The sequence below is a fragment of the Streptomyces sp. NPDC005070 genome (assembly GCF_053600395.1).
Genome location: NZ_JBSFZS010000253.1, coordinates 1 through 5,563 on the forward strand (window position 1 = coordinate 1; position 5,563 = coordinate 5,563).

General features: G+C 71.1%; 4 protein-coding genes and 1 pseudogene. 3 read left to right on the forward strand and 2 right to left on the reverse strand.

Annotated features, from left to right (window positions below):
* Together tnpA and ACWEBX_RS36965 are read left to right on the forward strand one after the other, a co-directional pair.
* Positions 1–348: IS200/IS605 family transposase (tnpA, locus tag ACWEBX_RS36960; RefSeq protein WP_451889122.1), on the forward strand; the 348-nt coding region annotated here is incomplete at its 5' end.
* 101 nt (positions 349–449) lie between these two features.
* Positions 450–1,067, forward strand: a pseudogene (locus tag ACWEBX_RS36965) (sigma factor-like helix-turn-helix DNA-binding protein); the annotation flags it as partial.
* Between the two features lie 68 nt (positions 1,068–1,135).
* Here ACWEBX_RS36965 and ACWEBX_RS36970 read toward each other — a convergent pair.
* Positions 1,136–3,247 (reverse strand): HEAT repeat domain-containing protein, encoded by a 2,112-nt coding sequence (locus tag ACWEBX_RS36970; RefSeq protein WP_451889123.1) that lies wholly within the window; start codon positions 3,245–3,247, stop codon positions 1,136–1,138.
* A gap of 152 nt (positions 3,248–3,399) precedes the next feature.
* Between ACWEBX_RS36970 and ACWEBX_RS36975 the strand changes: the two genes are divergently transcribed.
* On the forward strand, positions 3,400–4,686 hold the full coding sequence (locus tag ACWEBX_RS36975) for an MFS transporter (protein WP_451889124.1): 1,287 nt from the start codon (positions 3,400–3,402) through the stop codon (positions 4,684–4,686).
* Here ACWEBX_RS36975 and ACWEBX_RS36980 read toward each other — a convergent pair.
* Positions 4,681–5,550 carry a virginiamycin B lyase family protein gene (locus ACWEBX_RS36980; RefSeq protein ID WP_451889125.1) on the reverse strand — a complete coding sequence of 290 codons (870 nt, stop codon included), beginning with the start codon at positions 5,548–5,550 and terminating at the stop codon, positions 4,681–4,683. The genes ACWEBX_RS36975 and ACWEBX_RS36980 overlap by 6 nt on opposite strands.
* Between the last annotated feature and the right edge of the window lie 13 nt (positions 5,551–5,563).

The window sequence follows — 5,563 nt, forward strand, 5'->3', positions numbered from 1 at the left end:
GTCACCAAATACCGGCGCGATGTCTTCGATGACGCCATGCTCAAGCGCTGCGAAGAGATCATGCGGGAGGTCTGTACCAGCTTCGAAGTGGAACTGCGCGAGTTCAACGGCGAAGCCGACCACGTCCACCTGCTCGTGCACTACCCACCGAAGATCGCCCTGTCCAAACTGATCAACAGCCTCAAGGGCGTCAGCTCCCGCTACCTGCGGGCCGAGTACACCGGCCGGATAAACCACATCGGAATGGGCGCGGTGTTCTGGTCGCGCTCCTACTTCGCCAGCTCCTGCGGCGGTGCACCGCTGACCGTGATCCGTCAGTACATCGAAGGCCAGAAGCAGCCTGGCTGACCGTCAAAACAGAGACGGAGCGAACTCCGGCGCAGCGCGCCTCCGGGGACGAGGATGCGTTTCCCTCCCCGGCTGAAGCCGGGGATACCCACGCAAGATCAGGGATGGCAGCCCTGCTCCTGCTGGAACGGCTCAGCCCGCTGGAGCGGTCGGTGTTCGTGCTGCGGGAGGTGTTCGCCTTCGGGTTCGACGAGATCGCGACGGCGGTGGGACGTTCGGAAGCGGCGTGCCGGCTATTGCTGGTGCGGGCACGCCGCCACATGCAGGCCGGCCAGCCGCGGTTCGAAGCGGACGGCAAGGAGCGGCAGGAGCTGGCGGGGCGCTTCTTCGACGCGCTGAAGGACGGTGACGTGGACGCCCTGCGGAGTCTGCTGACGGCCGACGTCCAGATGGTCGGGGACGGCGGGGGCAATGCCCCGAATCTGGCCCGGGCCGTCGTCGGCGCGGAGAACGTGGCCCGGCTCCTGGCGTCCGTCTTCCCGGTGCTGGCCCGGGTCGAGGTCACGTTCGAGCCGCACGAGGTCAACGGCCAGCCGGGCGCGGTCTTCCGCGCCCCGGACGGCAGGATCCTGCTCACGCTGGCCCTCGATGTGCTCGACGGCCGGATCCAGGCCATCCACTCGGTACTCAACCCGGAGAAGCTCGCCCACCTGGGTCCGGTTGCCGACGTCTGGGCCGTGCACCACGAGGTGAAAGCGGCCCGCCGTCGGAAGGCCTGACGCCGGAAGAACTGACACCGGAAGGACTGACGCCGTCGGTCGCTCCGGCGGGACGGCCCCTACGGAATTCAGCCGAGCCGTACGAGGAACGCGCGGCCGACGCGCTGCAGTTCCTCGTCGTGCTCGACGTTCTGGAACCGGCCGCCCCGGCGGGGGAGCGCGAGTTGCGCCCGGGCGAAGGGCACGGCCGGGGCCGCCGCACCGCCCATCCGGTCCAAGCCCGCCATGGCATGGTTCGCGGTGAATGCGTTCTGCCGCCACGCGTCGAGCAGGGTCGTCACGACGAGGGGCGCCTCGCCCGGGCCGCCGATGTCCCACAGCGCGGTGGCGGCGTGCACGCGGGTCCATTCGTACCTGGCCATGAGCATCGTCCGCAGGCGCGGCAGCAAGCGTGAGGCGGGCGGGCCGATCCGGGCGAGTACGTCGGCCGCCTCGTGGTTGCGACAGGAGTCGAGGAGGTCCTCCAACAGCGGCACGACCTCCTCGGGAGAGCCCTCCACCGCCCACAGGGCGGCCGCGGCGGCCACTCGGACGTCCGGATCACCCGCCCTGGTCAAGCTCCGGATCGCTTCCTCCGCGGAGGCGGCCACGGGCCCGAAGGCGGCGAGGGCGTTCAGCGCGGAGGCCGCGGGCTTCCACTGCTCGTGCCGCACCGCCGCGGTCAGCGTCTCCGCGATCGCAGGCACCGCCGCCGGATCGCCGAGCCGGGCCAGCCCGGACAGCAAAGCGTCCGTGCTCATGCCGGACCTCTCTGTCGACAGATCGACGCGTCCGAGCTCACGGCACAGCCGCGGCACCAACTGTTCGGCGGCGGGAAGCGAACCGGCCACCTGCACCGCACGCCACGTGTCGACGCCCTGGTCGAACGCCGTCAGCAGGCTGGGCAGTGCACGGAGGTCACCGAGACGGGCGAGCGCCATGGCCCCTTGCTGATGAGCCCGTCGCATCTGCGGGTTGGGCGTGGCCCACACGTCCGGTCCGTGCGCGGCGCGCTGTGCCGAGAGGTACGCGGCGAGCGCCTCGCGCACGGGTTCGGCGATCGGGGCGAGCGATCCGAGGGTCTCCGCGACCTCGGCGGCGGTGTACGGATCGGCCTGCGCCAGGCCCTCAGCGACCCGGGTGAGCAGATCGGTGTGGTCGCCGCGCCATGAGGTCATCAACCTTCGGGCCATGCGTATCGCGTCATGGCGGATGCCGGGGTCCGGGCTCCCGAGCTGCTCGGTGAGCAGTGCGGTCCGCTCGGGCACCCGGAAGTCGAGCGCCTCGTGGAGGGTATGAAGCAGGGACGTGGCCGGCGAGTGGACGCGGTTGTGCCGGTCGAGGTCCTCGAACGCGGCGGCGATCTGTGGCGGCATGCCAGGTGCCGGCCCTGCCGGCTCCAAGGGGGCGGGGGCGGGATCGGGCGCTGTGCAGGGACGGTCCCCGGACCCGGATCCGTTGGTCTCGCGGCCTTGCGCGCACCGGGGCACGAACGTGATCCGCCGCAACAGCCCGATCGCCGTCGGCACGAGATCCTCACCGATGTCTTCCGGCGCGCATCGCGCCCTGTGCACGAGGGCTGCGAGCCGTACCGCCGGGTCGGTCTCCACGTCGCCCGCCAGAACGTCGAACCACGCCGTCGCGGTCGGCTTCGTGTCCGGGACGCGCAGCGCGAGTGTGGCCATGGCTTCCACGACCGGCAACTGCTCCGGGACTCCTTCCTCGGCCGTCATCCGGTCGCGCAGCAGCGCGGCCGCTCGGCCCGCGTCGTCGATGAACAGGGCCGGCCCCTCGACGGCCGCCCGGCGCACCAGCGGATCGTCGTCCGACGCGTAGGAGACGAAGGAGTCCGCGCGCTCGCGGACGACGACGGCGCTCCCGGCGTAGTCCGGTCCGTCGGCGTAGAGGATCTCGCAGCGTTCGACGGCATGGCGCCCGATGCTGACCAGCAGTTCGACGATCGACGCACGGTCCGGCGTGTGAGGGTCGTCGGCGAGGGCGAACAGGAACGGCAGGCTCGCTGTCGTACAGGCGTACACGTCTCCTTGGTGGTGGACCGCGTTGTAGAAGTGTCCGACCGCTGCCTCGCGGATCGCGGTGTCGGCCGAGGCCATTGCTCTCAGCCACCCGGGAATCTCGTCCGCCGGACCGTAGGCATGGGTCATCGAGGACCAGTCGATGACGTCGAGTTCGTTGATCATGGCTGGCACTATGCAGGAGGGTACTGACAACGTCGGGCTCGTCGTGCCGGCCCCGGAACGGCGGCGGTTGAAGTGAAAACGATTCGCCCCGGCCGGAGGGTGGCGGTTACCCTGCGCGACGTGAACGACCCCCGCGCGTCCCGCCGTCCCTCATGAGCCTGACCCGAACCCTGATCGATGTCCGGCCGCTGCGTACGTCCCCGGTGTTCCGGCGTCTGCTGATCGGCCGGACGGTGTCCGTGCTCGGCAGCTTCATGACCATGGTCACCGTGATGTACCAGGTCTGGGACATGGCGCACAGCACGGTCTGGACCGGCGCGGTGGGGCTGGCGCAGGCGCTGCCGATGGTGGTCTTCGGGCTGTTCGCCGGTTCCTGGGCGGACCGTGGCGACCGACGGCGGATCTACCTGTACGCGAACGTCGGCCAGGCGGCCGTCTCGTTGCTGCTGGCGGTGCAGGGCTTCACCGGGAATGTTCCGGTGGCGGGCGTGCTCGCCCTGGTCGCCGCGCAGTCCTGCTGCTCGGCGGTGGGCGCTCCCGCGGCGGGTGTGTTCGTGCCGAGGCTGCTGCCGAAGGAACAGGTGGCGGCCGGGCTGGCGCTGCAGCAGATCAGCGGTCAGGCCATGATGCTCGCCGGTCCGGCCCTCGGCGGCATCCTGCTCGGCTGGACAGGCATCGGAACGTGCTACCTCATCGACGCCCTGTCCTTCGGGCTCTCCTTCTACGGAGCATTCGGCCTGCCCGCGCTGCCACCCGAGGGCGAACCGTCGAGGGCCGGGCTGCACGGGGTGCTGGACGGGCTTCGTTTCCTGGCCGGACACCGGGCGCTGCGCGGCGCGCTGATCACCGACTTGGCCGCCACCGTGCTCTCAATGCCGACAAGCCTGTTCCCGCTGGTCAACACCGAACGGTTCGGCGGCAGTCCGCGCACCCTCGGTCTGTTCCTGTCCGTGCTCGCCGTGGGCGGCATCGCCGCGTCCGCGCTGTCCGGGACGATCACACGGCTGGGGCGTCCCGGGCCGGTGATGCTCTGCGGGGCGGGGCTGTGGGGTGCGGCCCTCGCGGCCTTCGGTCTGGTGCGTGACCCGTGGGCCGGACTCGCGCTCCTGGTCCTCGCCGGGGCCGCCGACGCCGTCTCGGTGATCTCGCGCAGCACGATCGTCCAGACCCACACCCCGGACGCCCTGCTGGGCCGGGTGACGGCGGCCGAGACGATCGTCGGCCAGGCGGGACCGAACCTCGGCAACCTGCGCGGCGGCGTCGTCGCGGGCTGGACCTCGGGGGCCACCGCCCTGGTCAGCGGCGGCCTCCTGTGCCTGTTCGCGGTTCTCTGGGTCGGTGCGAAGACCCCGGAACTGCGCGGCGGATCCCTGCCCGGGCCCAGCGCCGGCTCCGCGCCGCTCAAGCCCGCGGACATCCCCGTACCGGACGGATCATGAACGGCGGGGCCGCTTGTCGGCCGGCGGGAACGCGAGACCGGTCGGCGTGTTGAGGCCGGAGACGGGAAGTGTGACCTGGCCGCCGCCGGTCTCGCCGACGCGTACCACCCGGTTGTTGAAACCGTCGGCCACGTACAGGCTGCCACGGCCGTCCAGGGCGAGGCCCAGCGGATCGCTCAGTCCGTTGGTGGGCACCGTGCTCTGCGTGCCGCTGCCCGCGGACACCTTGACGACGCGGTTGTTGCCGCTGTCCGAGATGTAGAGGTCCCCGGCGGCGTTCACGGCGAGGCCCGTCGGCTGGGACAGGCCGACCGTGGGAACCGTGCTCTGACCGCTGCCGTCCGCGGCGATCCTGACCACGCGGTCGTTGACGAAATCGGAGATGTACAGGTCGCCGCCGGTGCCCAGGGCCAGGCCCCAGGGATGGAGCAGTCCTGTGGTGGGGACGGTGGTCTGCCCACTCCCGTCGGAGGGGACCTTCACGACGCGGTCGTTGAAACTGTCGGCGATGTACAGCGCGCCTTGGGCGTCCACGGCGAGACCCAGCGGACGGGAGAGGCCGACCGTCGGGACGGTGGACTGCGCGCCGCCCTTCTCCTCCAGCTTCAGCACCCTGTTGTTGCCCGTGTCGGAGACGTAGAGATCGCGGGCGGCGTCCCACGCCAGACCGGTCGGGCGCACGACACCGTCGATGGGCACCGTCGTCTGGCCGTCGCCCATCCCCGCGAGTCTCACCACACGGTTGTTGCCGTAGTCGGAGACGAACAGCGGGGGTCTGGCCGGTGAGGGCCCGTTCTCCGGGGACGCGCCCGCCGGTCCGGTGGGCAGCGCGCAGAGCACGAGCACTCCGGTGACCGCCACCAGCCGCCGGGCCCAC

Coding starts and splice junctions, on each gene's coding strand:
- ACWEBX_RS36975 (WP_451889124.1), top strand. CDS start 3,400: ATGAGCCTGACCCGAACCCTGATCGATGTCCGGCCGCTGCGTACGTCC.
- ACWEBX_RS36970 (WP_451889123.1), bottom strand. CDS start 3,247: ATGATCAACGAACTCGACGTCATCGACTGGTCCTCGATGACCCATGCC.